General features: G+C 35.9%; 14 protein-coding genes. All 14 read left to right on the top strand.

Annotated features, from left to right (window positions below; all coding sequences use genetic code 11):
• The first annotated feature begins 11 nt into the window (after window positions 1–11).
• A complete protein-coding gene (locus tag EM308_RS12735; protein ID WP_035639945.1) occupies window positions 12–1,460 on the top strand; it encodes an alpha-L-fucosidase in 1,449 nt (482 codons plus the stop codon).
• Between the two features lie 83 nt (window positions 1,461–1,543).
• Window positions 1,544–1,891 carry an L-rhamnose mutarotase gene (locus tag EM308_RS12730; protein WP_035639948.1) on the top strand — a complete coding sequence of 116 codons (348 nt, stop codon included), beginning with the start codon at window positions 1,544–1,546 and terminating at the stop codon, window positions 1,889–1,891.
• A gap of 54 nt (window positions 1,892–1,945) precedes the next feature.
• Window positions 1,946–2,725 carry an L-fucose dehydrogenase gene (locus tag EM308_RS12725; RefSeq protein WP_035639950.1) on the top strand — a complete coding sequence of 260 codons (780 nt, stop codon included), beginning with the start codon at window positions 1,946–1,948 and terminating at the stop codon, window positions 2,723–2,725.
• A 137-nt stretch (window positions 2,726–2,862) separates the two neighbouring features.
• Window positions 2,863–4,680, top strand: coding sequence for a right-handed parallel beta-helix repeat-containing protein (locus EM308_RS12720; RefSeq protein WP_035639951.1), 1,818 nt, complete (start codon window positions 2,863–2,865; stop codon window positions 4,678–4,680).
• A 63-nt stretch (window positions 4,681–4,743) separates the two neighbouring features.
• Complete coding sequence (gene galB / locus EM308_RS12715; protein ID WP_197056150.1) at window positions 4,744–7,299, top strand: beta-galactosidase GalB; 2,556 nt, start codon at window positions 4,744–4,746, stop codon at window positions 7,297–7,299.
• Between the two features lie 22 nt (window positions 7,300–7,321).
• Window positions 7,322–8,659, top strand: a complete 1,338-nt coding sequence (locus EM308_RS12710) for an alpha-L-fucosidase (protein WP_035639953.1) — start codon at window positions 7,322–7,324, stop codon at window positions 8,657–8,659.
• Between the two features lie 124 nt (window positions 8,660–8,783).
• Window positions 8,784–11,450: a glycoside hydrolase family 38 N-terminal domain-containing protein gene (locus EM308_RS12705; RefSeq protein WP_051877877.1), complete on the top strand. Its 2,667-nt coding sequence runs from the start codon at window positions 8,784–8,786 to the stop codon at window positions 11,448–11,450.
• Between the two features lie 51 nt (window positions 11,451–11,501).
• Complete coding sequence (locus EM308_RS12700) at window positions 11,502–14,171, top strand: glycoside hydrolase family 3 protein (RefSeq protein ID WP_035639955.1); 2,670 nt, start codon at window positions 11,502–11,504, stop codon at window positions 14,169–14,171.
• A gap of 51 nt (window positions 14,172–14,222) precedes the next feature.
• Window positions 14,223–16,463, top strand: a complete 2,241-nt coding sequence (locus EM308_RS12695; protein ID WP_035639957.1) for a DUF5703 domain-containing protein — start codon at window positions 14,223–14,225, stop codon at window positions 16,461–16,463.
• Window positions 16,464–16,519: 56 nt separating this feature from the next.
• Window positions 16,520–18,820: a GH92 family glycosyl hydrolase gene (locus tag EM308_RS12690; protein WP_051877878.1), complete on the top strand. Its 2,301-nt coding sequence runs from the start codon at window positions 16,520–16,522 to the stop codon at window positions 18,818–18,820.
• A gap of 271 nt (window positions 18,821–19,091) precedes the next feature.
• Window positions 19,092–20,282: a peptide-N-glycosidase F-related protein gene (locus EM308_RS12685; RefSeq protein ID WP_035639959.1), complete on the top strand. Its 1,191-nt coding sequence runs from the start codon at window positions 19,092–19,094 to the stop codon at window positions 20,280–20,282.
• Between the two features lie 39 nt (window positions 20,283–20,321).
• Entirely contained in the window at window positions 20,322–22,571 is a 2,250-nt protein-coding gene (locus EM308_RS12680; protein ID WP_051877879.1) for a family 20 glycosylhydrolase, read from the top strand.
• A gap of 75 nt (window positions 22,572–22,646) precedes the next feature.
• Window positions 22,647–24,818, top strand: a complete 2,172-nt coding sequence (locus EM308_RS12675; protein WP_035639969.1) for a glycoside hydrolase family 3 C-terminal domain-containing protein — start codon at window positions 22,647–22,649, stop codon at window positions 24,816–24,818.
• Window positions 24,819–25,725: 907 nt separating this feature from the next.
• Window positions 25,726–26,739 carry a LacI family DNA-binding transcriptional regulator gene (locus tag EM308_RS12670; RefSeq protein ID WP_070261850.1) on the top strand — a complete coding sequence of 338 codons (1,014 nt, stop codon included), beginning with the start codon at window positions 25,726–25,728 and terminating at the stop codon, window positions 26,737–26,739.
• Window positions 26,740–26,991: the final 252 nt, after the last annotated feature.

Raw genomic sequence — 26,991 nt, 5'->3', positions numbered from 1 at the left:
AATTTTATCGTATGAATAATAAATTAAAATTGGCTTTGGCTGTCTGTTGTTTTGTAACTGTTACTTTATCGCATGCACAAGGGGACATCATGGCCGAAAACGAGAAAACAACTTATGGTTCTTATGTTGGGCCAAAAGATAAACCTGCAAAAGAAAATCTTGTAAAATGGCAGGATTATAAATTTGGGGTTTTGATTCATATGGGATTGTACAGCCAATTGGGAATTTGCGAGTCGTGGGGTTTGGCTCCCGAAGACTGGGTGACGCGTAACGGTTATGAAGACTACGATTCTTTTGCTTCAGACTACCGCGGAGCTCGTTTTAGTTTGAATCCTACTCATTTGGATTCAGAAAAATGGGCAAAGATGTTCAAAAGTGCTGGAGTTAAATATTTAATTTTTACTTCAAAACATCATGATGGGTTTTGTATGTATGATTCGAAATTTACCGATTTCAAAATTACCAACCCGAATTTACCTTACGCCAAAAATCCAAAGGCTGACGTATTAAAAGACGTATTGGACGCTTCTAGAAAAGAAGGATTATCGGTTGGAATTTATTTCTCGAAACCAGACTGGACATCTCAGGATTTTTGGTGGAAGTATTATCCACCAAAAGACAGAAATCCAAATTACAGCATCAAGGATCATCCAGAAAGATGGCAAAGTTTTGTAAAATATACTCAAAATCAGTTGGATGAATTGACTAGTAATTATGGAAAAGTTGATATCCTATGGCTAGATGGTGGCTGGGTTCGTCCGTTGTCTAATGTGAAAGAAAATGAAGGGAAAAAAGGGCGTCAGAACTTAGACATTAACATGAAACTGATTGCCGAAACCGCACGCAAAAAACAACCGGGATTGATTGTGGTAGATCGTTGGGTTCCTGGTGATTACGAAGATTACTTAACCCCGGAACGAAAAGTACTTGAAAAACCTATTCCTGTGCCTTGGGAAAGTTGTGTAACCCTAGGGAATGACTGGGGATGGGTGCCGAATGATAAATACAAATCAGGTACAGAAGTGATTCAATTATTGACGGGGATTGTTGCCAAAGGAGGTAATTTACTGCTCGGCGTGGGGCCAGACGGAAAAGGGGAATTTGAACCAAAAATCAAACAAACATTGGCTGAAGTTGGAAAATGGCTTGATGTGAATGGAGAAGCCATTTATGCCACAAAACCAATAATTCCTTATTCTGAAGGCAATTTGTATTACACTTCAAAAGGTGAAAAAACTATTTTTGGAATTTACCTTCCTACTGCAACCGAAAAAGAAATTCCTTCGCAGATTATAATCAAAAACAGTTTGAAGGGAAAATTGAATGTTACGCTTTTGGCAAACAAACAAAAACTGAATTATAAAAACGTGAATGGAGGAATTAGCGTTACAATTCCAAATTCACTGCGAGCAGAATTGGCAAAACAATCTGGTGTAGTCATAAAAGTAAGTGCATCATAATCAACTCTTTTTTTGAATTGATTATTAATTATCTTTGAAAAATTGACAGAAAACAATTTACTATTAACAATAAAAAGAAATAAATGGTGACCCAAAAATATTGTCTTGCGTTAGACTTGATTGAAGACTCGACGCTTATGGAAGAATACAAAAAATATCATGAAAAAATTTGGCCAGAAATTACAAAAAGTATCACTGGTTCGGGGATTGAAAATCTTGATATTTATTGTGTTGGCAACAGAATGTTTATGATTATTGAGGCCAATGAGACTTTTTCATTTGAAAGAAAAGGAGAAATGGATGCTAATAATCCTAAAGTTCAGGAATGGGAAGAATTGATGTGGAAATATCAAAAAGCATTGCCTTGGGCAAAAGAAGGAGAAAAATGGATGATGATGGATAAAATATTTGATTTACATCAAAATGGGTAAATCATATTTGTAATTCATACCTAACCGAATTTTAAACCAAAAAAATAAAACAAAATGAATCTTAATTTAAAAGATAAAATAATAATTGTAACCGGTGGTGCAAAGGGAATTGGACTTGGAATCTGTAAAGTTCTGGCTTCGGAAGGAGCTGTTCCAGTAATTGTAGGAAGAGTAGATGCCGACAATCAAATTGCTATTAAAGAAATAGAGGCTGAAGGTGGAAAAGCATTGTCTGTCGTGGCCGAATTAACTAATCCAGACGATTGCAAAAGTGCCGTTGACCAAGTTATCGCTATGTGCGGCCGTATTGACGGCTTAGTAAATAATGCAGGGGTAAATGACGGTGTAGGTTTGGAAAGTGGCGATTACGAAAAATTTGTTGCTTCGGTTCACAAAAATCTTGTACATTATTATTTGATGGCACAACACGCTTTACCTGAGCTGAAAAAAACAAAAGGATCAATCGTGAACATTGGTTCAAAAACTGCCGATACCGGACAAGGAAACACATCGGCGTATGCGGCTTCAAATGGTGGGCGTAATGCTTTGACAAGAGAATGGGCTGTTGAATTATTGAAATACGGAATCCGCGTAAACGCAGTTATCGTAGCCGAATGCTACACGCCATTATATGAAAAATGGATAAAAACCCTTGAGAATCCAGAAGAAAAATTAAAAGAAATTACATCCAAAATTCCGTTCGAGCACAGAATGACGACTGCTGAGGAAATAGCGAATATGACTGTATTTTTATTGTCTGAAAAATCGAGCCATACCACTGGTCAGTTGATTTATGTAGATGGTGGTTATACGCATTTGGATCGCTCGCTGTAATTTATAACATCAAGGGTTAATTATATAACTTTTGGTTTCCGGCAGAAACCTAACAGGTTTTTAAAAGCTGTTAGGTCAAATCTTAAGAATATCAGTATTTGTTTTGAATCATACTTAAACATAATTTTTAATCAAAAATGAATTTATCCCAAACAAAAATTTTTCTGTTTTTATTTTGTCTAATAACATTCGGCGTTTTTGGACAGGTTGCCGACACCATCAAAGTGACGCAATTTGGTGTGAAATCCAATAGTTACAAGAATGCCAGCAAAGGGGTAAAACAAGCACTCGAAAAATGCAAAGGCAAACAAAATATTGTCATTCAGTTGCCTGGTGGCAGAATTGATTTATGGCCAGAAGATGCTGTTAAAAAGGAAATCTTTATTTCAAATACTACGGAAAGCGATACGCTGTCCAAAGTGAAAAACATTGGTTTTTACTTTGATCATCTGAAAAATGTCACTTTGGACGGAAATAATACTTTGGTGGTTCTGCACGGTAAAATGGTTTCGTTTGCTTTGTTCAATTGCGAAAACATTAAAATAAAAAACATCCGATTTGATTATGAACGTCCAACTATGTCGGAAGTGACAATCACTTCGGTTTCACCAACGGCCATTAGAATGAAAATCCATCCTGATTCTAGATATTTTATAGAAAAAGGAAAAATAGGTTTTTATGGTGAAGGATGGAAGAGCAATTCGTTTCATACCATTTCATTGGATAAAGAAAAAAATCTGATGCGTTACTCCTCATTCGGGCCATTTTTGAATTCAAAGGCGACTCAGGAAGAAAATCGAACTGTTTTGTTTGAAGGTAATTTTGCAAAGGCAAATTATAAAGTAGGCGATGTGCTTTCTATTCGTGATACCTACAGAGATAATTGTGGCGGATTTATTACTTTGAGCAAAGATATTGTTCTTTCGGATGTCAAAATGCATTTTATGCACGGATTGGGAATTGTTTCTCAATTTGCCGAAAACATTACACTTTCAAAAGTTGTTGTTGCGCCTCGTGAAGATTCCGGCCGAGTGATTGCGTCATTTGCAGATTGTTTTCATTTTTCGGGATGCAAAGGAAAAATTTTGGTTGACGGATGTAGTACATCGGGTGCGCATGACGACCCAATGAATGTACACGGAACACATTTGAAAATAACTGAAATTACTGCCGATAAAAAAATAAAAGTACAATTCATGCACCACCAAACGTATGGATTTGAAGCTTTTTTTGCAGGTGACAGTATCAGTTTTGTAAGTCCACAAACGCTGAAACCAATCGTTTTAGGGAAACTTAAATCGGCAAAATTGATTAGTAAAAAAGAAATGGAATTGGTATTGGATGGAGAAGTTTCGGATAAAGTTAGTGTTGGAAATGTTATTGAAAACTTAACTTGGACTCCAGAAGTAACTGTTCGAAATTCGAGATTCGAGCGCACCAATACAAGAGGATTGTTGTTGACCACACGAAGAAAAGTTTTGATAGAAAACAATGTTTTTTATCGCACAGGTATGCATGCCATCTTGATAGCAAACGATGCTTCGAGCTGGTTCGAGTCAGGAGCTGTAAATGATGTAACGATTCGCAACAATACTTTTGAGGAATGTGCTTACAATTCGGGTACTATCATCAATATTGCTCCCGAAAATCATGAGTTGGTTGAAGGTTATTATGTACACCGTAACATCCGTATTGAAAACAATACATTCAAGATTTTTGACAAACCCATTTTGTCTGCACGTTCGACTGATGGTTTATTTTTTAATAACAATACAATTAATCCATCTGATTTGCTGACTTCGGGTTCCAATGAAAATTCTTTTGCGCTTACTGCCTGCAAAAATGTAGTAATAAAGAAGAACCGATTTAACACAACTTGGAAACCGAAAATTATCACTTTCAAAATGACGAATAAACAGATTAAAACTGACATAAAAGATTTAAATACCAAATAAAATGGCTGATTGTAAAAGGTCTACCATTTTAGAAATAATACCAGAAAATAAAAAATAATTACAATGAATAGGAACAAAAAGATGTTTTCGCTGCACAATTGCCTTTCACTAGTTGTCTGTCTGATGATGGGGATTTCAATGTTTTCTCAAAACCCTGCTATAAAAAGAATGGGTTCGACAGAAACACAATCATTTGATGATAATTGGCTTTTTTCACGATTTGGGCTACAAGCTAATGGATTGATTAAAGAAGAACCAAAAGACTTGGAAGCTGTTACTACCAATGAATCTGATTGGGAAAAATTGAATTTGCCTCACGATTGGGCTATAAAAGGACCTTTTAGAATTGAATTGAGAGGAGAAACCGGAAAATTGCCTTGGAAAGGGATAGGCTGGTACCGCAAACATTTTACTGTTCCAGCTTCTGACTCGGGAAAAGAAATTTTTGTTGATTTTGACGGAGCTATGGCAAATGCAAAAATCTATTTGAACGGAAATTATGTTGGAACTTGGCCTTATGGTTATAATTCTTTCCGAATGAATTTGACGCCATTTTTGAAATTCGGTCAAGAGAATATTTTAGCGGTTCGTTTGGATACCGAAAATTGGGATTCGCGTTGGTATCCTGGAGCAGGAATTTATCGTCATGTTTGGTTGGTTAAAACTAATCCGGTGCATGTAGGTCATTGGGGAACTTACCTAACGACTCCGAATATTACCAAAGAAGCCGCCGATATTCGAATGATTGTAAAGGTTGATAATGTTACAGACAAAACTGTAAAAGCTCTCGTTACTACTGATTTATATGAAATAGACATTAATGATGTGCCTAAGATAAAAGTAGGTTCATTATTTCCTTCAACAATTGAAATTAAACCAAATGGTACAGCAAAATCTGATACTCATTCAGTTTTGAACAATCCAAAACTGTGGGATTTAAAAACGCCAAATCGTTACGTTGCACAAACAAAAGTAATTGTTGACGGAAAAGTAGTGGATACCTACAATACACCTTTTGGTATTCGTACTATCGAATTCACACCAAGGAACGGATTCCTTTTGAACGGAAAAAGAGTAGAAATTTTTGGTACCTGTAACCACCACGATTTAGGTGCTTTGGGCGCAGCAATTAATACATCGGCATTAAAAAGACAATTGAAGATGTTGAAAGAAATGGGATGTAATTCACTTCGTACTTCCCACAATCCACCTGCTCCAGAGTTGTTGGAATTAGCAGATAAAATGGGTTTCCTTGTTTGGGATGAAGCTTTTGATGCCTGGAAAAAAGGAAAGAAAAAGAAAGATTATAACGTGATTTTTGATGAATGGCACGAAAAAGATTTAGTGGCATTAGTTCACAGAGATAGAAACCATCCTTCGGTATTTATCTGGTCAATTGGGAATGAAGTACCAGACCAACAAAACGTTGCATTGACAAAACGTTTGGCAGATATAATGCGCAGAGAAGATCCTACACGTCCTGTTTCAAACGGTTATAACGATCCTGATGGAGGACGTAGTTCGGGCGCAGTAGTCGCATTGGATATTATGGGGGTAAATTATTTCTTCAGCCAACAACCAAAATGGGATGTCGATCCAAGATATGAGAAAAAACCAACCATTGGCAGTGAAACATCTTCAACGGTGAGTTCTCGTGGCGAATATTTCTTTGATGATAAATACAATAAAACTTCTTGGCAAATTTCATCTTATGATGATGCTTTCCCGGGATGGGGTTGTTCGCCAGACACTCAATTCCGTACCAATGCTCAATTCCCTCATTTATTGGGAGAATATGTTTGGACTGGATTTGACTATTTGGGAGAACCAACTCCTTATAATTCTGATGAAACCAATTTATTAAACTTTAGAACAGACCCTTCAAAACAAGCGGAATTGGAAGCGAAATTAGCAGAATTACAAAAAAGCAATCCACCTTCCAGAAGCAGTTATTTTGGAATAATCGATTTGGCTGGTTTCCCAAAAGATCGTTATTACATCTATAAATCACACTGGAGACCAGATGTTCCTACAGCACATATACTTCCGCACTGGAATTGGAGCGAACGTGTTGGTAAGGTAGTTCCTGTGCATGTTTATACTTCTGGGGATGAGGGTGAATTATTCCTTAACGGAAAAAGCCTTGGAAGAAAGAAAATGGAAGCCGGAAAAGATTTTCGTTTGATTTGGGAAAATGTGGTTTACGCTCCGGGAGAACTAAAAGTGGTATGTTACAAAAAAGGAAAAGTATGGGCTACCGATGTGGTAAAAACTACAGGTGAAGCCACAAAACTTAAAATGACAGCCGACAGAAACGAAGTACTTGCAGATGATGTTGATTTAGTTTTCGTTACTGTTGATGTCGCTGATAAAAATGGTTTGGTTGTACCGCGTTCCAATCAAATGGTTAAGTTTTCAGTAGAAGGAGCTGGAGAAATAGTAGCAACAGACAATGGAGACGCTACAAGTTTTGTTCCTTTTCAAAGTCATGAACGCCCAGCCTATAATGGAAAAGTTTTGGTTATTGTAAAAGCCAAAAAAGATCAGAAAGGACAATTTACTGTAAAAGCCGAAAGCAATGGATTACAATTGGCTTCAACAGTTATCAGAATAAAATAAACAGAATTTAAAAACACAAATAATGATAAAGAGATTAATATTGGCGGTTCTTTTAGCAGGAACTTCTATAGTGGGAAATGCCCAGAATAAAATTTCAGCAAAGGATATTGCTGATAAAATGAAATGGTTTGAAGATGCTAAATTAGGTATCTTCATTCATGCCGGAATTTATTCGGTGGCCGATGTTTCGGAATCTTGGAGTTTTCATAACGGAAACATTTCGGTTGAAGATTATATGAAACAACAAAAAGGTTATACTTTGAGTAAGTATGATCCGGCTGCCTGGGCAGAAATGATCAAAGATTGTGGTGCCAGATATTGTGTAATTACAACAAAACATCACGACGGTGTGGCGATGTATGACACGAAATTAGGGAAGTTGAGTTCCGTAAAAACTTGTGCTGCCAAAAAAGATATGATTAAACCTTTATTTGCAGAATTGCGTAAAAGAGATGTAAAATGTGGGGCTTATTTTTCTTTAATTGATTGGACTCATGATGATTATCCAGGTTTTTTGAAAGAAAAAGCACGTTATGATATCAAGAAAGAACCAGCTCGTTGGGAGCGTTTCCAAAAATTCTTCCAAGGACAAATCAAAGAAATCTCAGATTGGTATAATCCTGATTTGTGGTGGTTTGATGGTGACTGGGAGCACAGCGCCGAAGAATGGCAAGCCGAAAAAACGCGTAAAATGATGTTAGACAGAAACCCAAATACTATCATCAATGGTCGTTTGCAAGGATATGGTGATTATGATACACCAGAACAAAATTTCCCTGTGGTGCGCCCTGCATTCAAATGGTGGGAATTGTGTATGACGATGAACGAAAACTGGGGTTACCGTGTGAGCGATAACAACTGGAAAACACCTTACGAGATTATTACCATTTTTGTGGATGCCGTTTCAAATGGAGGGAATTTATTATTAGACATTGGACCAAAACCTGATGGAACTTATCCTGATACAGTTGTTTCTACTTTGAAAGAATTAGGTGATTGGAACAAAAGAAACGGAGAAGGAATTTTCGGAACTATTCCTGGAATTCCTCAAGGTCATTTCTATGGACCAACAACATTGTCCAAAGATTCAAAAACACTTTATTTATTTGTTCACGGAAAAACTTCTGGACAAGTAATGTTGAAAGGATTAGATAACAAAATTAAGGACATTACTGTTTTAGGTTCCAACGTAAAATTGACTCATAAAGTAGTTGGTAAAATTTCTTGGAGTGCCGTTCCTGGATTGGTTTACATAGATTTACCAGAAACTGCTGTCGATAAATATGTGACTTGTATCAAGGTGACATTAGATGCGCCAATTAAATTATACAGAGGCCAAGGTGGTTTCTTGACGAATTAATAATAAAAAAAAGGAAAATGTCATCTTCATGTTTGAGGATGGCATTTTTTTTTATCAAATTTATTTAAACGATTTAGTGAGAAATCTGAGGATTTTTTGAATAACAAATTTTATTGATGTTATCATGAAAAAAACGATTCTATTTTTAACGCTTTCACTTTTACCTTTCTTAGGGAATAGTCAGAAAAAAAGCAAATCCGATACTCCAAAAGTCAACGAAGTAATTGTGGTTTTCAAAACCCATTTTGATATTGGTTATACTGATTGGTCAGATAATGTGAGGTATAATTATGCCAATTCAATGGTAACCAGTGCGCTGAATACTATTGAACAGTCAAAAAACTTACCGAAAGACCAACAATTCAAATGGACGGTTTCTGGCTGGCCAATGAAAGAAATGCTTTTGAAGTCAAAGCCTGAAGTCAAAATTAGAATTGAAAAAGCGATAACTGATGGTAATCTTTTTGTTCATGCGTTGCCTTTTTCGATGGAGACAGAAGCTGCCGATTTGGAGCCTCTGGTACAATCGCTAGGTTATGCTTCAAAAATTCATAGAGATTTAGGATTGCCATTAGCCATTGATGCAAAAATGTCTGATGTGCCAAGTCATTCTTGGATTATGCCCACATTGTTGAGTAATGCAGGTGTGAAATTTTTGCACATTGGTTGTAATCCTGCTTCTATGTCGCCAAAAGTTCCTTTACTGTTTTGGTGGGAAGGCCCAGATAAATCAAAGCTGATGACTTTTTATTTTGGAGAATATTACGGAACAAGTCCTGCGCCACCAAAAGATTGGCCACACAAAACTTGGTTGGCAATTATTCAAACCAATGACAATTCTGGAGCTCAATCGTATGAAGAATTCCAGAAAGAAGTAAAAAATATAGAAAAACTTAATCCCGGTGCCAAAGTTAGGGTAGGAAGTCTTGCTGATTTTTACAATACTATTATAAAGGAAAATCCAAAATTGGAAACCATAAAAGGAGATATGCCAGACACTTGGATTCATGGCTATATGTCAATGCCGCGCGAAATGAAATCGAGTCGTGCTTTGAGTAAATCGTCTTTGAATTTGGAAGCATTTAGCACTTTGGCGTCTATTTGGGGACAAAAAGAAGAAGAGCCAATAAACAAAATCGTGAACGAATCTTTGGAAGGTATTCATTTATTTGATGAGCATACTTTTGGTTTGGCGATGAGTCACGGTCATTCTGGTTATTGGGCGTATGGCAATGAATTTGAAAAATTACGCGCCAAAGGAGATTATGACGCAATAGAATATTCTTGGAAAGAAAAAGGAAATCACATCAATGGTTCTGAAAAATTGATTTTACCAACATTCAGCAGGGAATTAAAACGTTTGGCAGCTTCGGTAAAAGCAGATGGAAACCGTATCGTAGTTTACAATCCGCTGCCATGGGAACGTAGCGATATGGTAACTGTGCAAACTGCTTCTGATTTTAAAAAATCATTAAAAAACGTTGTAACGGGAGAAATTATTCCAATTATCAAAAACAAAAATATCCTTCAGTTTCAGGCAAATGCCATTCCAGCAATGGGTTACAGCACTTTTATTGCTACAGATGAAGAGGCGCCTTTACAAAAATCTAGTTTATCATTTGATTCAGAAAAAGGAATAATGGAAAATTCATTTTTCAAAATTACTTTCGATAAACAAAACGGAACGATTAAATCTTTGATTGACAAAAAATCAAATAAAGAAATGGTAAACGCCAATTCGGAGTACAAATTTGGACAATATAGTAACGAACGTTTTGCCAAAACGCAAACCGATAAATACGCCAAGGATTATATCAAAGCGGGTTGGAATTGGGCGTATTCAGAATTGGGCAGAATCAATCTTGATGATGCTTCATACAAAAAAGCTTCTGGAAAAAATGCTGAAATTGAATTTTCTAAAGATGGATTATCGGTTTCAGCCATGATGCATTTCAAAGGTGATGCCGATTTGAATCACAATTATACAATGGTTTTTACTTTGTTTGAAAACAAACCCGTTGTTGAAGTGATTTGGAGCATTAACGGAAAACCTGCCGAAGCTTGGCCAGAAGGAGGCTGGATAAGTTTTCCTTTCAATATCGAAAACGCACAGTTTAAGTTGGGACGTTTAGGTGGAGTAATCGATCCTGCGAAAGATATTGTAAAAGGTTCCAATCTGGATTATGGCTTTATCAATACAGGTATTGGCGTTTTGGACAAAAATAATCAAGGATTTGGAGTTACCTCTCCAGATGTTCCGGGAGTAAGTTTGGATCGTCCGGGCTTGTGGAAATATTCTACTGATTTTGTTCCTCAAAAAGGAAATGTATTTTTCAATTTATACAATAACCAATGGAGTACCAATTTTACAGAATGGGTAGAAGGTTCATGGACGGCGAAATTTTATTTGTGGAGTATAGACAGTTATACCGACGGAAATTCGATTGTTGTTCCTTCAGAGGAAATCAGAAATCCGTTGATGGTATCGTATGCAGGTGGTGCAGCTGGTAAACTTGAGGCTTCCGCAAAAGGAATTTCTGTGTCCGAAAAAGGTGTTTTGGTAACTTTCTTTGGAAAAAACAGAGATGGGGAAGGAGATTTAATCCGACTTTGGGAACAAAACGGAAAAGACACAGATTGCTTAGTGACTTTGCCAGAAGGTAGTCCATATAAAACTGCTCAATTCTGTGATTTGAGAGGTGAAGAAAAAGGAGAAATCTTGACAATTTCGAATAATTCAGTTAAAGTAAAATTAAAAGTAAATAAGCCTATTTCTTTGATTTTAAAATAAATAAAATAAAAAAATATTTCGATTAGCGTCTAAATATTCAATATCAAAAAAATGAAAAAAAGAACACTTTTGCTTTGCTTGTTTTTGGGAACTCAATTGTTGTTTTCCCAAAAAACACCAAAATATAAAAACCCAAAATTACCCGTGGAAGAACGTGTTCAGGATTTATTGTCCCGAATGACGCCGGAAGAAAAGTTTTGGCAAATGTTTATGATTCCTGGCGATTTGTCTGATGGAGTTGATAATTACAAAAACGGAATTTTTGGCTTTCAGGTAAGTGCCAAAGGAAGCTCTGATGCCGCTAACCAAATCCTTGATTACAGTGCTGCGAGTAATGCGCAGGAAACGATAAAATTGGTTAATAAAATACAAAAACATTTTGTTGAAAATACACGTTTAGGTATTCCAATTATTGCTTTTGACGAAGCTTTGCACGGACTGGTAAGAGACGGCGCAACTGCTTTTCCTCAATCTATTTCCTTGGCAGCGACATTTGATACGGGCTTGATGAAACGGGTTTCGACCGCTATTGCATTGGAATCTAAAAGCCGTGGAATTCGTCAGATTTTATCGCCGGTGGTAAACCTTGCTTCGGATGTTCGCTGGGGGCGTGTAGAAGAAACCTACGGAGAAGACCCTTTCCTTTCTGCCAGAATGGGAGTTGCTTTTGTGTCTTCATTTGAGGAACGAGGAGTGATTACAACACCGAAACATTTCTTGGCAAACAGTGGAGATGGCGGACGCGACAGTTACCCGATAGATTATAATGAACGTTATTTGGAAGAATACCAGTTTCCGCCTTTTCGAGCCTGTTTTACCGAAGGCGGAAGTCGCAGTGTTATGACTTCGTATAATACTTTGAATGGAAGTCCTTGTACTGCCAATGATTGGTTATTGAATAAAAAATTGAAAGGAGAAATGAATTTTAAAGGATTCATTATTTCGGATGCAAATGCTGTGGGGGGTGGAAATGTTTTGCATTATACAGCAAAAGATTATGCAGAATCTGGTGCAAATGCTATCAATAACGGTTTGGATGTGATTTTTCAAACGGCTTATGATCATTACAAATTGTTTCAGCCACCTTTCCTTGACGGAAGAATCAATCAGAAAAATATTGATGAAGCGGTGGCAAGAGTGTTACGATTGAAATTTGAATTGGGATTGTTTGAAAATCCGTATGCCGATGAAAAGGAAACCAATAAATGGAACGGAAATCCTGCCCACAAATTATTGTCCAGAGAAGCTGCCGAAAAAGGGATGGTTTTGTTGAAAAATGACAATAAAATTTTGCCTTTGAAAAAAAATATAAACTCAATTGCATTAATCGGAAATGATATTACCGAAGCTCGATTGGGAGGTTACAGCGGACCCGGAAACGGAAAAGTGAGTATGCTTGACGGAATTAAAGCCAAATTGGGAAAATCGGTAGTGATTAATCTGGCTGAAGGTTGTGCTAGAAAAAGCACGGATTATGTTGTCGTTCCAACAGCAAATTTATTCGAAATAGCCAATGGTAAAAAAAGAAATGGTTTGACTGCCGAATATTTTAATAATGTGCAGTTGAGTGGAACTCCAATGGTTACAAGAATTGACAACTCAATCAATTTTGATTGGACTTTATATTCACCAGATCCGGCCAAAATTAACTATGATTTTTTCTCTGCAAAATGGACAGGAAAAATTAAATCGCCGGTGACAGGAACTCACAAAATTGGTTTTGAAGGCAACGACGGTTATCGTTTGTATCTCAATGGAAAATTGATTATCGACAATTGGAAAAGCCAATCGTATTCAACAAAACTAGTTGATTTCAATTTTGAAAAAGACAAAGAATACGATATCAAAGTGGAATTTTTTGAGTCACAAGGATATGCTAAATTCAAATTGGTTTGGAATATTGGTGTAAATAACGATTGGCAAAATAAAATTAATGACGCGGTGGCTGCTGCCAAAAAATCGAATGTGGCGGTTATTGCTGCCGGAATTGAAGAAGGTGAGTTCAACGATAGAGCTTATCTTGGTTTGTTAGGACATCAGGAAGAATTGATTAATGCCGTTGCGGCAACAGGAAAACCAGTCGTTGTGATTTTGGTCGGAGGAAGTGCCATCACGATGGACAAATGGATTAATAATGTGCCAGCTATTTTGGATGTTTGGTACCCGGGTGAAGACGGGGGGAATGCTGTGGCAAATATCCTTTTTGGAGACAAAAATCCTTCTGGACGTTTACCAATTACTTTTCCTGTTTTTGAGGGGCAATTGCCTTTGGTTTACAACCATAAACCAACAGGACGTTCGGATGATTATACCAATTTGAACGGCACACCTTTGTTTCCTTTTGGTTACGGATTGAGTTATTCGACTTTTGAGTACAGTAATATGCGATTTGACAAAAAACAAATTGGAAAGTCCGAAACAACTAAAGTGTATTGTACCATAAAAAACACCAGCAATGTTGATGGAGACGAAGTGGTTCAGTTGTATGTAAGAGATGTATTGGCGTCTATTGCACAACCAATCAAGCAATTGAAAGGCTTTCAGAGAATTTCGCTGAAAGCGGGAGAATCAAAAGAAGTTTCATTTGAGATCAACAAAGAAACCCTGCAAATGCTTAACGGTGATATGAAATGGGTGGTAGAACCGGGAGATTTCAGAATCATGATTGGAGCTTCTTCAAGAGACATTAAGTTGAGGGATATACTCATTGTTACGGAGTAAAAATAGAATTGGTTTCAAATAAATTGCTTGTTTAATTTTTAAAAATATAAAATGAATTTAAAGACTTTCCCTATTTTTCTGTTTTTGTTTACCAATTTGCTTATTGGACAAACCTCTAAAATTAAACCATTAGAATGGAATGTTTCTCAATATGATGTCACTTGGGATTCTCCGAGTAAAAACGCATTGGGTTCTATGCCCCTAGGTAACGGCGATATCGGTGTCAATGTTTGGGTAGAAAACAATGGTGATTTGATTTTATTATTAGGGAAATCAGATTCATTTGATGAATTTAACCGCTTATTAAAAATTGGACGCATTCGCATTAAAACCAATCCTTCTGTTTTTACCGAAGGACAGTCTTTTTCACAACGTTTAAATCTCTCTGATGGTTCTATCGAAATAAAAACAGCGACTTCGAAAATACGTATTTGGGTCGATGTAAATAATCCGTTAGTTCAAGTTAATTTTGAAAGTAATACTGCGATTGATGCTAAAGTTATAGTTGAAAATTGGAGAAATGAATCTCGTGAATTTAAGACAGTTGGGAATTTAAAAGAATCATTTTCTGCTTGGGGAAATTGGCCAGACAAAATGCGTGTAAATGCAGATACTTTTCTTCCTTCAAAAGAGGGACAATTGGCTTGGTGTCACCACAATATAGAATCGCAATGGAAAAGAAATCTCGAATTGACGGGATTGGGAAATGAAATTGTAAAAGGCAAAGATCCAGTTCTGAATCGAACTTTTGGTGCGCTTGTGAGAGGAACAAACTTCAAAGCTATTTCCGATACCGAAATCCAAACCAAAACCGGTTCTAAGGCTTTTTCTGTTCAAATTTTTTCATTGACGAATCAATCAGAAAATGCTCAAGATTGGTTGAAAGCGACTGAAAAATTGGCAAAAAATGTAAAATCATCTTCGGAGACGCGTTTTCTTGCACATAAAAACTGGTGGCATCAATTTTGGAACCGAAGCAAGATTGAAATAACATCTTCAAATGCTGGTGATTCGAATCCATTTATGGTTTCGAGAGCCTACAATTTACAGCGTTTTGTAACGGCTTGCGCAGGTCGTGGTAATCTACCAATAAAATTTAATGGTTCACTTTTTACGGTTGACGGAATTGACCCGGATTATCGTTCTTGGGGCGGGGGGTATTGGTGGCAAAATACCCGATTGCCTTATTGGTCGATGTTGGCTTGTGGCGATTATGATATGATGCTTCCAATATTTGACATGTATATGAAAGCACTTCCTTTGCGTAAAGCGGCAACTATAAAATACTATGGACATGAAGGCGCTTTTTTTCCTGAGACAATTTATTTCTGGGGAAATTACATGGATAATGAAAATTATGGAATTGACAGAAAAGATAAACCCGATGGATTGACAGATAATACTTATATCCGTTATTATTGGCAAAGCGGAATAGAAATGGTGGCGCTGATGCTTGATTATTATGATGCTACGCAAAGTCAAGAATTTCTTTCTAAAACATTGGTGCCTTTTGCAACCGAGATTATTAAATTCTATGATCAGCATTGGAAAAGAGGAACAGACGGTAAAATTCTGTTCGATCCTTCCCAGTCACTTGAAACTTGGCACACAGCTATAAACCCAACTCCAGAAATTGTTGGAATACGTTTTATAGGGAATCGTTTGATACATTTAACAAAAGATTCATCGTTGAAAGAACAATGGCAAAAAACAATAAATGATTTACCTAAAGTGCCAATGATAACCGAAAATGGAGCAACGCGATTGCTGCCCGCCGAAAAATTTTCAAATAAAATGAATATTGAGAATCCAGAACTCTATGCCGTTTTTCCTTATCGTGCTTACACCAGTCTTTCGGATGAGAAAACATTGGAAATTGGTCGTAATACATGGCAAAAACGTTTGCATCCCGAAGATTATGGTTGGCAACAAAATTGCATTCAGGCAGCTTTGCTCGGTTTGAAAGAGGAAGCTCAAAAAATGGTTGTATCAAGAGCAAACAAAACAGCAAAAGAATATCGTTTTCCAGGTTTTTTTGGTCCAAATTACGATTGGACTCCAGAGCAATGCCACGCTACAAATATGATGACCGCGTTACAATATATGATTATGCAGTGCGAAGGTGATAAAATTGTGTTGTTGCCGGCTTGGAGTAATAACTGGAATGTTAATTTTAAATTGAATGCCCCAAAAAATACAATTATCGAAGGCCGTGTCGAAAACGGAAAGATTAAAGAATTAAAAGTGTTCCCAGGATCCCGTAGAAAAGACATCGTGATTAAGGGATTATAACTAATTTATTCTATGTTTTAACTGTTTTTCAAAAAAAATAATCAATTAAATTTAAGATGAAAAAAATACTATTCATTTTCGTTTTTCAAACTGTTTTTACGCTTTCAGCACAAAAGAAACAATTTGTAGATTATGTGAATCCGTTGGTTGGTGCCAGTACTAATACTGATAAAGCTGGTGTTTTGCATGGATTGGGTAAGACTTTTCCGGGAGCAACCACACCTTTTGGTTTGACACAATTGAACCCAAATACAATTACGGGAGGAGATAACGGCCCGGGTTATAGTTACGAACACAAAACGATTGAAGGTTTTGCATTTACGCAAATGAGCGGAATTGGCTGGTATGGTGATTTGGGGAATTTCTTAGTGATGCCAACCACTGGAGCTATGAAAACCAATTCGGGAAAAGAAAAAACAGGAGTAAAAGGGTATCGTTCCGCTTATGACAAAAAATCAGAAGTTGCCAAAGCAGGTTATTATTCGGTGCAATTGACAGATTACAATGTAAAAGCAGAGATGACCGCAGCGCCTCATAGCGGAATAATGCGTTTTACTTTTCCTGAAAACAAACAATCGAGAATACAGATTGATTTGGCACGACGTGTTGGTGGTACATCAACTGAGCAATATGTGAGAGTTGTGAATGAAAATACTATCGAAGGCTGGATGAAATGCCCGCCAGAAGGTGGCGGTTGGGGAAATGGAGACGGTAAAGGTGATTATACCGTTTATTTCTATGCACAATTCAGTAAACCGTTGAAAAATTTCGGAGTTTGGAGTGTGGATATTCCAAATGGCATTAGCAGAAAAAGACAATTTGTAGAAAGTGGAGATTTTCAAAAATTGACAGCAAATGCTGAAATATTGAAAGGTTGTCGTGAAAAACAAGGCAAACATCTTGGGTTTTACACTGAATTTGAAACCAAACCAAATGAACAAGTTTTGCTTAAAGCGGGAATTTCATTTGTAAACTTGGAAGGTGCCAAACAGAATTTGGAAGCCGATATGAAGAATTGGGATTTTGATTCGGTCTTAAAAAATACGACAAACCTTTGGAACAATGCTTTAAGCAAAATAAAAACAGAAGGCGGTTCTGAAGAACAAAAAGCTGTTTTCTACACGGCACTTTATCACACTATGATAGATCCCCGTTCATTTGCAGATGTAAATGGGAATTATCCTGGAGGTGACGGTAAAATTCATCAATCAAAAAACTTTACAAAGCGAACTATTTTTAGCGGTTGGGATGTTTTTCGAAGCCAAATGCCTTTGCAAAATATCATAAATCCTGAAGTTGTAAATGATATGATTAATTCATTGGTTGAATTGGCTGATGAAAATGGCACCAAATACTTAGAACGTTGGGAATTTTTGAATGCTTATAGCGGCTGTATGATAGGAAATCCGGCTGTGAGCATGATAACAGATGCTTACAAAAAAGGCATCCGAAATTTTGATGTAAAAAAGGCATATACATTTTCTAAAAATAGTGTTGATAATGTTAAAACTGGATATATTGGCTTTTCCGATGATGTTTCTAGCACATTGGAAAATGCTTACTTTGATTGGTGTTTATCAGAATTTGCAAAAGAATTAGGGAATCCAGCAGATGCCAAAATATATGCTAAAAGAGGGCAGAATTATAAAAACAGATTTGACCCAACAGTTGGCTGGTTTCGACCAAAAGACAAAGACGGGACTTGGAGAGCATGGCCAAAAGATGGACGATTGGCTCAGGATTACGGTTGTGTCGAAAGCAATTTGTATCAGCAAGGCTGGTTTGTACCGCATGATACGGATGGTTTGGTTGGATTGTTGGGCGGAAAGGAAAAAACAATTGCAGAATTGGATACATTTTTCGAGAATGTTCCCGCAGATATGTCGTGGAATAATTATTACAATCATGCTAATGAGCCAGTTCATACTATTCCGTTTTTGTATAATAGATTGGGACAACCTTGGAAAACACAGTATTGGGTAAGAGAAATTTGTGCGAGAGCTTACCACAATTTACCCGAAGAAGGTCTTGTTGGAAATGAAGATGTAGGACAAATGTCGGCTTGGTATGTATTAGCAGCTTCTGGATTTCATCCGCTTTGTCCGGGGGATACGAGATATGAATTGTGCAGCCCGATTTTTGATAAAGTGACACTTCAATTGGATAAAAAATACGCCAAAGGAAATTCATTTACCATTACAACAAAAAACAATTCAGCAAAAAATAAATATATCCAATCAGCAAAACTCAATGGTAAAAACTATAATAAATGCTGGATTGATCACCGTGATATAGCCAATGGTGGAAGCCTCGAATTGACTATGGGCGAAAAGCCAAATAAAAACTGGGGGATTTAAAAAAGCGACAGTATGATTTTTCGTTTTTTGCTAAAAGAGAGGTAGTCAGGGCAAACACATGAGTTTTTAAAATAACCGCAAATTCGCAGATTTATTCCTTTCAAACTTGAATTTTGTAATTTTTGAAAAACTAAATCGCTTAAATTCCGCTGAAAGCGTTTAATTTATAATAAGATTTTTTATGAAAATTTGCGAATCTGCGGTAAAAACATCTCATGAGTTTGTCCTATAGAGGTATTATTTTATTTCTAAGAATTAAAAAAAAACTATAATGAAAAATAAATTTGTCAAGGTGATTTTGTTGGTCTTGGCTTTTGCCAATAATGTCACCGCTCAGAAAATAGAAATTTTTGATCAGGTACGAGTAAACTTTGAAGAAAGTCGTAAAGATTTTTCATCCGATAATAATGGATATATTTATTTTGGAGGAGGACAGTATGTGTTTAAAAAAGTGACTTTTCCAAAACAGAAATTGAACACCAAAGCAGAATTAAGTGTTACGGTAATTTCTGGAGGTGACCGTTACGATCGCGCCGGTTCGATTTATGTATTGCCTGTGGACAAAAATAATTCATTGGAAGATGTGGTGAAAAACAAAAAGTTTGCCTCTAATGAATTTACAAAAATTAAAACTGTTGTACCCGAAGGAAATTTTGGACCTACAGTAGAGTTAATGCGCTTTATGACAACTTTTGGTGTTGGATTTTTCAGCAATGATTCCTTGAAACGTAAACCGGTTTATATTCCATATTGGGAAAAAGAAGTGAAATGGAAAGAGGATATTTCGCAATTCTCGACTTTATTGCAAGGCGAAGTTTGGATTGGTGTTCACATCGGGAATTATACCAAAGGAGGTCATATCGTAAGTGCATCCGTAAATCTCACGCCAAGCGAGTTGAGTTGTGATGTTGCTAAAAATAAAGTGGTTGTGCCGATTTTAAACACAGATCCTTTTGGAACAAATCAAGGTAACGACGAACTTTTTGCCTACAAAGATTTTCAAGTAGAATTTAATTTGCCGAAAGGAGCAAAAAATGCAAAACTATATTATATAACGACTGGCCACGGAGGTCATAGTGAAGGTGATGAATTTGTCAAAAAACAAAATATTGCAAAAATTGATGATAAAAAAGTAATTGATTTTATACCATGGAGAGATGATTGCGCCAGTTTTCGCCGATTCAATCCAGGTACGGGTGTTTGGTTGAAAAAACGAGTAGCACCTTATATACAGGAAGAAACAGGAACTTATACCACCAAAGAAATCGAAGAACCTATTGCCAGTAGTGATCTCAGTCGTTCCAATTGGTGTCCGGGAAGTAATGTACAGCCAATGGTTGTTCCTTTAGATTTAAAAGCTGGAAAACACACAGCAGTTTTTAGTATTCCCGAAGCCCAAAAAAATGCAAACGGAACTTCAAATCATTGGATGGTGAGTTCGTATATTGTTTATGAACTTTAATTTTTTTTGAATACTCATACATAATTAAATAATTTTTAGATGAAAAAAGCATTCTTACTTTTATTGTTGCCATTTTTTTGTTTGGCACAAGCTCCATATCGAGTTTCTATTATTCCCAAACCGCAAAATATAACCTTTAATGAAGGTGGTTTTGTTTTGAAAAACGGTTCGACTGTTGGTGTTACCGATCCAAGTCTTGCGCCTTTGGCAAATTATCTTGTAGCAACAATTGCTAAAGAAAATGGTCTGGATTTGAAAGTTGAAAAAAGTGGCAAAACAGATATCACTCTTTCGTTGGGTTACAAAAGCGAAAAATCGGAAGCTTATAAAATGGATGTTTCCAGTAACGGAATCGCCATCAGTGGAGCTTCACCAGCCGGTATCCTGATGTCAGTTGCAACTTTACAACAACTGATTCCCGTTGGCGTAAGCCAAACAAAAATACAATTCCTGAAAATAGAAGATTATCCAAGATACAATTATCGAGGAGCTCATTTGGATGTAAGTCGTCATTTTTATAGTGAAGAGGAAGTCAAACATTTTTTGGATTTGATGGCAAGATATAAGCTGAATAAATTTCACTGGCATTTGACAGATGATCAAGGTTGGAGAATAGAAATCAAAAAATATCCTTTGTTGACTGAAAAAGGAGCTTGGCGTAAATTGAACAGTCAGGACAGAGATTGTATAAAATTGAGCAAAGAACAAGATAACAGCGATTTTAAATTACCAAAAGAGCATTTGAAAATTGTTGATAATGATACACTTTATGGTGGATTTTATACTCAAGAGCAAATTAAAAATGTGGTAAAATATGCCAAAGAAAGAGGAATTGATGTTTTGCCAGAAATTGATATGCCAGGGCATTTTATGGCAGCAATTATTGGTTATCCTTATCTTTCCTGCAAAGGGGCGGCGCACATGGGAACCATTTTTTCGGATCCATTGTGTGTAGGAAACAATGAATCTTTGAAATTGGCAAAAGGAATTTATACCGAAGTTGCCGGATTATTTCCTTATGAATACATGCATTTGGGAGCTGATGAAGTGGAGAGAACCAACTGGACAGCATGTCCAAAATGCCAGGCCAAAGTTAAGAAGGAACATTTAAAAGGGGTAGAGGAGCTGCAAGCTTGGTTTGTTCACGATATGGAAAAACATTTCAATAAATTAGGGAAGAAACTGATAGGCTGGGACGAAATTTTAGACGGTGGATTATCACCAACAGCGACAATTATGTGGTGGAGAAATTGGGCGCCAAAAGCAATTCCAACCGCAACAGAACAAGGAAATAAGGTTATCGCTAGTCCATGTTTCGAAATGTATTTTGATTTGCTGGAAGGACCAACTTCTTTAGAATCTGCTTATAAATATGATCCGCTGAAAGGGCTTACGCCAAAACAAGCCAAAAACGTGATTGGACTTCAGGGGAATCTTTGGGCAGAAACGGTTCCGACAGTTCGTCGTGCCGAACATCAATATTTTCCAAGGTATTTTGCACTTTCAGAAGGCGCCTGGAATGGTGGAAAAAACGGTTGGGAAGAATTCAGAAGCAGAGTGGCGAATGAAATCGAATATCTTGATGCCAAGAAAATAAATTATCGAGTTCCAAATCTGACAGGTTTCAACGATTTGAATGTTTTTACGGATAATGAAACCGTAACTGTAAACAATATTTTGCCAAATATTATCGTAAGATATACAACAGATGGTTCTATTCCGCAAGCTACTTCAACACGATATATTGCTCCTTTTACAGTGAATGAAACAACAAAGTTTAACTTTAGGTCATTTAGATCAGATGGTAGTGGGTCAGAAGTTTATAAAGCTGAATTCCGTAAGGAAAGTTATTCAAAAGCCTACGAAGGAGTTTTTGCAGGAGAGGGAATTATTGTAAAAGAATACGACTCTAAATCAAAAAAATGCGCTGACATCAAAAACAGCAAATTGGTAAAAGAATACAAATCAGAAAGCATGGAAATGCCAAAAGATTTTAAAGGATATGCTGGATTGATTTTTGAAGGTTATTTTGAAGTGAAATCAGATGGCGTTTACACTTTTGAATTAGCTTCTAATGATGGTTCGATGTTGTATGTGGATGGTGCAATGGTTATTGACAACGATGGGCCACATGGTAATAAAGCCAAAACAGGTCAAAAAGCTTTAGCAAAAGGTTGGCATAAAATGACAGCAGAGTATTTTGATTTGGATTCTGGAGGTAATTTCTCTGTCAAAATTAAATCAGTTGATGATAAGGGATTTATGATGATGAATCATTTTAAAAATTAATAAAAATTAGCATTTCAGTTTCAGCAAATGCTAATCAAAAAGTCTATTCTGTTTCAAATCACTAAAAAAATCAAAATGAAAAAAGTCATTATTACAGTCTTCTCGCTTTTACTTGTGGGCTATTTGCATGGACAAAAAAAAGTATCAAATCCTTCTTATGAAAAAGCAGTAAATGAATTGCTCGCCAAAATGACTTTGGCAGAAAAAGTTCATATTCTTCATGGGGATCATTTGTATAGTTTTCCGGGTGTAGAACGATTAGGGATTCCACCATTTTTCCCTTCAGATGGACCATGCTCTGTTCGTCCTGAATTATCGGATGGGGGAGATTATGTAAACACGAATAATAAGAAAGATTGTGCAACAGCATTTCCAACACTTTCGGCACTTGCAGCCACATGGGATGTTAATATGTGTTATCTCTTTGGAAATGCGCTATCGAGTGAGAATCGTGCACGTGGTAAAGATATGGTTCTCGGACCAGGAGTAAATATTATGCGTACGCCTCTTAATGGCCGTACTTTTGAATACATGGGCGAAGATCCTTTTTTGACTTCAAAACTTTGTGTACCCGTGATTAAAGGGATACAAAGTAACGATATAGGTGCTTGCGTGAAGCATTTTGCAATGAACAATCAGGAATTAAACCGTCAAAGTGTAAATGCCAAAGTAGATGAACGTACTATGCGCGAAATTTATTTGCCAAGTTTTGAAGCGGCAGTAAAGCAAGGTGATTCCTGGAGTATAATGGGAGCCTACAACAAGGTAAATGGTGATTGGAGCTGTGAAAATCCGTTTTTATTGCAGACGATCCTTAGAGATGAATGGGGTTTTAAAGGGCTTGTTGTTAGTGATTGGGGAGCAATTCACGACATGAAACGAGCTGCACTTGCTGGTTGTGATATAGAAACCGATAGAGGGCCTTATTATAAAAATTTAGAAAAGGCTGTAATAAATAAGGAACTTTCGGAAGAAGTGGTTGATGTGAAAGTAAGAAGATTGTTAACATATTTCTTCAAAACTAAAAAATTAGGACCTGATGCAGGAAATAGAAAATCCGGTTCAATCAATACAGAAGAACATAAAATGGTAGCAAAAAAAATAGCTGCAGAGTCTATTGTATTGTTGAAAAATTCAGAAAATATCCTTCCTCTAGATAAAAACAGTTTAAAAAAGATTTTGGTTATCGGTAGAAATGCCGATTTGAAATTGTGTGTTGGAATTCAAACCAGTGGTTACTGTAATTTGGATTTAGCCGGAGGAAGTGGGGAAGCAAAACCGCTTTATGAAATAACAGCTCTCGATGGATTGAAAAATGTATTGGGAACAAATACTGAAATTAAATATATTAATTCAAAAGAATATTCATTTGAAAAGGCATTATCATCTGCATCAAAGAATTTTTACAATCCAGGGTTTGTGAAAATGGTACAATCGATGGATGCTGTTTTGATTTTTACTGGGAATTCTCATGCTGAGGAGCAAGAAGGAGCAGATAGATTGACACTTAATCTTCCGGCTGGACAAGACGAAATGGTGAATGCTCTAGCAGGAATTAACCCCAAGACAATTGTAATTAATCAAAGTGGTGCTCCGGTGGCAATGCCTTGGATAGAAAAAACAAATACTGTGGTTCAATATTGGTTCTCTGGTCAGGAAGGTGGTAATGCACTTGCAGAGGTTCTTTTTGGGACAGTAAACCCTTCAGGAAAATTGCCGTGTACTTTCCCTCAAAAACTAGAAGATGTAGCTTGTCATGCCAACAAAAGTTATGTGGATAATGAAGAAAATTACAGTGAAGGTGTTTTAGTAGGATATCGCTGGTTTGATACCAAAAACATTCAACCATTATTTCCTTTTGGGCACGGATTGTCTTATACACAATTTGAATATGGTAAGTTGGAAATGAAAAAGGAAATGAAAAGCAATGAGGTTTTTGTTGTGAAAATACCTGTGACCAATGTAGGGAAACGTGAAGGGGCTGAAGTTGTGCAATTGTATATTCATGAAAAAAATCCTGTATTGCTAAGACCAGAACAAGAATTAAAAGGATTCTCTAAAGTAACATTAAAACCGGGAGAAACCAAAATGGTAGAAATTCAACTTTCAGCACGTGATTTTTCCTATTGGTCTGTTGAGCAAAAAGGCTGGAAGGCTTCTGAAGGTAATTTCGAATTGCGTGTAGGTTCTTCATCGCGTGATATACGTGCCAAAGGAGAGGTAAGGTTCATTTCTTCTAAAAAATAATAAGAATATTTAGTACTGAGATTTTTGAATTTTGGGAAGAAGAAAAACGACTTTCCTATTGATTCAGTCATCTATTATTTGATAATAACCTAAGTTCGATTATTAATATAGTGCCAATTGATTAGAATCTGGTACTTCAAACCTGAGTGAGATATTCAATAATATATTTATTGGATATCGCACTCAGGTTTTTTTATTGATGAAATTAGCATTATCAAGCTCCGTTAGGAGCCTACCCTCTGGACACAAATATATTACACTTAAAATGGGACACAGATTTAATAGATTAGACAGATTGTCGCTGATTTTTTTTTCATAATACTAAAAAAAGAGAAGTAAAAAATAAATAATTCTTATTGTTGAAAATAGATTATCAAATTTCATCTGTTTAAATCCGTTAAATCTGGGTCATCTGTATTCTATTTTTAGATGTGTCCACACGGTAGGTTAGGAGCGTCATGTTTGTAGAAAATAGGATTATCACCAATATAAAGCTCCATAGGAGCGACTCAGATTCATAATAAAACTCAAGAAAATTTATTTTTTTTAAATTTTAAATCGCTAATAAAAAGTTAAATATTTTAAAAAATCCTAAAAAATTATAAACTAATAAAATATTTTAAAAAATAAGAAAAATAAGCCAAAAAATATTTTTATTCAAATAAATCCTATGTTTTGTTGATTATAATTATGTTATAGTTTTAAGATTTAATTATTGATAATATATTAATACTATTAATTATTTGTTTTATTTTAAAATTATTAAGATTGTTATAGGAAAATGTTGTTGTATTGGTAAAAATGAGATTTGACTTCAAAAACAATGCTAAAACGTTTTTCTAAAACGTTTTATTGTATATATTTGTCAACGTAGTTTTAACATAATTTAAAGATATAATTAACTTTTATGGGTAAAATAATTACTATTAAGGATATCGCCAAAGTGGCTAACGTATCGGTTACAACAGTCTCTTTTGTTTTGAATGATAAAGGAGAGAAGATGGGGATAAGCAATGAGGTAATTAAAAAAGTTCTAAAACTTGCAGAAGAAATGAGCTACAGACCCAATATGATTGCCAGTAGTTTGAGAACGGGCAAAACCAGATCTATTGGACTTATTGTTGAGGATATTTCAAATCAGTTTTTCTCTGAATTTGCCAGAGTGATAGAAAGAGAGGCTGTGCAATTGAACTATAGAGTGTTTTACTGTAGTACAGGAGGAGACGATGCTCGTGCGATTGAATTGGTTGATAGTTTATTACAAGCAAATGTTGATGGTTTTATTATCACGCCTACAGTGGGTATGAAATCTACAATAGATAGATTGATTGATTTGCAGCGCCCGGTTGTATTAATTGACCGATATTTTGAAGATCAAAATGTTAGTCATGTAGTACTTGATAATTTAGATGGTGGTTATACTGCCACACGCCATTTTTTGGAAAAAGGATTTAAAAAAATTGGATTTGTAACTAATTTAAGAGAATTGGTTCAGATGCAATTGAGAAAACAAGGCTATATCAATGCGCTGAATGAAGTTGGATTGTATGATGAGTCAAGAACACTTTCCTTAGAATATCATATTACAGAAGAAGAACGAATCGAAAAAATTAGTGAATTTTTGAATACAGTAACCGATATTGATGCTGTTTTGTTTAGTACCAATTATTTGCTGTTGGCAGGTTTGCAGTCATTTAAAAAATTGGGATTAAAAATTCCAAAAGACAAAGCGGTAATCAGTTTTGATGATCATGATAGTTTTAGATTACATTCTCCTTCGATAACGGTATTGTCACAGCCAATTGAGGAAATGGGAAAAAAAACAGTTCGTTTATTGATGTTGCAAATGGAGGACAAAGCTAAGTTTAAGGAGCAGAAAGAAAAGGAAAAGGGGAGTTTAATTATAAGAGAATCAGTTTAAAAGTAAGGGAGTTTTTTTTGAAAATTGTTTAAACGATTTAGTAAGGGTTTTATTTATGAGTATATGATGAAATCCTTTTTTTTAAACAGAGATACTATAACGATATAGTTCGGTTTTGATAATTGGTAGATTGTTAAATAATGTGATGATTTTTCGTGAAAAGATATATGAAGTCTAAAAACAGTAAAATTAAATGTGAAACAAAAAACAATTGCTTATGATATAAAAATGGAAAAATGTTAATCTAGAAAA

Origin of the sequence: Flavobacterium gilvum, from assembly GCF_001761465.1 — a bacterium.
Lineage (GTDB): Bacteria > Bacteroidota > Bacteroidia > Flavobacteriales > Flavobacteriaceae > Flavobacterium > Flavobacterium gilvum.
This window is presented reverse-complemented; position numbering and strand designations above follow the sequence as displayed.

Excerpts from the sequence above, each read along its gene's own strand:
- EM308_RS12735 (WP_035639945.1), top strand. The coding sequence starts at position 12 with ATGAATAATAAATTAAAATTGGCTTTGGCTGTCTGTTGTTTTGTAACT.
- EM308_RS12730 (WP_035639948.1), top strand. The coding sequence starts at position 1,544 with ATGGTGACCCAAAAATATTGTCTTGCGTTAGACTTGATTGAAGACTCG.
- EM308_RS12725 (WP_035639950.1), top strand. The coding sequence starts at position 1,946 with ATGAATCTTAATTTAAAAGATAAAATAATAATTGTAACCGGTGGTGCA.
- EM308_RS12720 (WP_035639951.1), top strand. The coding sequence starts at position 2,863 with ATGAATTTATCCCAAACAAAAATTTTTCTGTTTTTATTTTGTCTAATA.
- galB (WP_197056150.1), top strand. The coding sequence starts at position 4,744 with ATGAATAGGAACAAAAAGATGTTTTCGCTGCACAATTGCCTTTCACTA.
- EM308_RS12710 (WP_035639953.1), top strand. The coding sequence starts at position 7,322 with ATGATAAAGAGATTAATATTGGCGGTTCTTTTAGCAGGAACTTCTATA.
- EM308_RS12705 (WP_051877877.1), top strand. The coding sequence starts at position 8,784 with ATGAAAAAAACGATTCTATTTTTAACGCTTTCACTTTTACCTTTCTTA.
- EM308_RS12700 (WP_035639955.1), top strand. The coding sequence starts at position 11,502 with ATGAAAAAAAGAACACTTTTGCTTTGCTTGTTTTTGGGAACTCAATTG.
- EM308_RS12695 (WP_035639957.1), top strand. The coding sequence starts at position 14,223 with ATGAATTTAAAGACTTTCCCTATTTTTCTGTTTTTGTTTACCAATTTG.
- EM308_RS12690 (WP_051877878.1), top strand. The coding sequence starts at position 16,520 with ATGAAAAAAATACTATTCATTTTCGTTTTTCAAACTGTTTTTACGCTT.
- EM308_RS12685 (WP_035639959.1), top strand. The coding sequence starts at position 19,092 with ATGAAAAATAAATTTGTCAAGGTGATTTTGTTGGTCTTGGCTTTTGCC.
- EM308_RS12680 (WP_051877879.1), top strand. The coding sequence starts at position 20,322 with ATGAAAAAAGCATTCTTACTTTTATTGTTGCCATTTTTTTGTTTGGCA.
- EM308_RS12675 (WP_035639969.1), top strand. The coding sequence starts at position 22,647 with ATGAAAAAAGTCATTATTACAGTCTTCTCGCTTTTACTTGTGGGCTAT.
- EM308_RS12670 (WP_070261850.1), top strand. The coding sequence starts at position 25,726 with ATGGGTAAAATAATTACTATTAAGGATATCGCCAAAGTGGCTAACGTA.